The sequence below is a fragment of the Oleiphilus sp. HI0061 genome (genome assembly GCF_001635675.1).
Genome location: NZ_LWFE01001291.1, coordinates 1 through 1,695 on the forward strand (window position 1 = coordinate 1; position 1,695 = coordinate 1,695).

Below are 1,695 nucleotides of genomic sequence, written 5' to 3' on the forward strand. Positions count from 1 at the left end.
TAGAAGCTTGAGCTTTTGCTCATCACTCACACTCAGAGGCTCTTCCTGTGAACCTTCAAGCACCAACACAAACTCTCCTCTAGTTTGATCTTCGTCAGCCTTCATCCAAGCCAGAACTTCAGACACCTCACCGTACTTAATCGTCTCATATCGCTTGGTTAGTTCTCGAGCCACACAAAGTTTTCGCCCTGCCAACGCGTCGGACATAGCCTCAAGCGTCACCAAAATCCGGTGAGGCGATTCATAAAATATAACTGTGCGCCGCTCAGCAAGATAAGATTGCAGCACCTCTTCTTTAGCCTTTTTCTTAGCAGGCAGAAAGCCTTCAAAGATAAACGTGTCACTTGCAACGCCGCTGGCGCATAAAGCAGCAATCAGTGCAGAAGGGCCTGGTATGGGCCTGACGAGAACCCCACTTTCTTTGGCTCTCAAAACTAATGTATACCCCGGATCAGAAATCAGCGGCGTACCGGCATCTGAAACGAGCGCCACCGACTGCCCCTCTTTGACCAAGCCAATGATATAAGCACTTTTCTCAGACTCATTGTGCTCGTGCAGGGATATCATTTTTGTAGCAATACCGTAGTGCTCCAAAAGCTTTCTTGTGTGCCGCGTATCCTCCGCAGCAACAACGTCAACAGCTTTCAAAACCTCAATTGCCCTCAAAGTAATATCTGACAAATTTCCTATTGGCGTCGCAACAATGTAAATGGCACTTTCCAAGAACACAACCTCACTATAAAATACGGAACATTCTACATTTAAGCATAGACCCCGCTATGAAAGCACTTCACTTTTCTATTATTGTCTGCCTGTCTGTCATTATATCTGCCTGTGGCACATCGCCTAAAGTAAACCAAAGCAAACTAACAAAGGTCGAATCTCCCGCTCCAAAACAACCGGAAGAGCTGATTTCACTAGCACTAAAGTCCACCTCCCCAAAACAACAATCCAAGCTATTTTTTCAAGCCGCACAATCTTATTGGGAAAATAACCTATACGCACAGAGCGATGCTGCACTAGGGTCAGTTCAAATAGAGCACCTCAATGAAGCTGACGCTCAAGACTATCTTTTAATGTCCTTAAAGTTAGCGACAAGCAATAAGAACAAAGCACGCATTGAGAAAATACTGCCGCTAATCCCGAACCTTGGTTTATCTGGCATGAATGTCGACCAGCAAATCGAGCTTTCGCACTTATTATCTCAAGCTTATGAAATCACAGATTTAACTATTGAAGCGGCGATCACCTTAATCGATCATCGCGGCCTAATTAATCCAGAGCATCACCAAGACACAGACGAGCAAATCTGGCACCTACTCCGCTCAACTGAAACAGCCGACCTAAGCCAATACATTTACACAGGCGACAACCCTGACGCATTAGCGTGGTTAGATCTAGCTCGAACAATCCAGCTAAATCAGATCAGCCTGGATGCCCAATATAATGCATTTCAGGCATGGAACGAGCTGTGGCCAAGCCATCCTGCCAGCCTGAATCCGCCTCACGAGCTAAGCATTCTAAAACAACTCCCAAACACTCGCCCCGATTCGATAACACTTGCCCTGCCCTTAAGCGGGCCACTTCAATTGGCTGGAAAAGCTATTCGTGACGGTTTCATGGCTCAACACTATGCCAGCAATAAACAAAACCCAAACCACGAACCACTACAAGTTCGTTTTTTCGACACAGCAA

At 46.1% G+C, this 1,695-nt stretch carries 2 protein-coding genes; one reads left to right on the top strand and one right to left on the bottom strand.

Annotation, left to right across the window (positions count from 1 at the left end):
- The coding region (gene rsmI / locus A3735_RS20405) for a 16S rRNA (cytidine(1402)-2'-O)-methyltransferase (RefSeq protein ID WP_197485954.1) at nucleotides 1–723 on the bottom strand (723 nt) is incomplete at its 3' end.
- Between the two features lie 56 nt (nucleotides 724–779).
- On the opposite strand from rsmI, the gene A3735_RS20410 reads away from it, so the two are divergent.
- Nucleotides 780–1,695, top strand: a 916-nt coding sequence (locus tag A3735_RS20410) for a penicillin-binding protein activator (RefSeq protein ID WP_156499792.1), incomplete at its 3' end; no start/stop codon positions are given.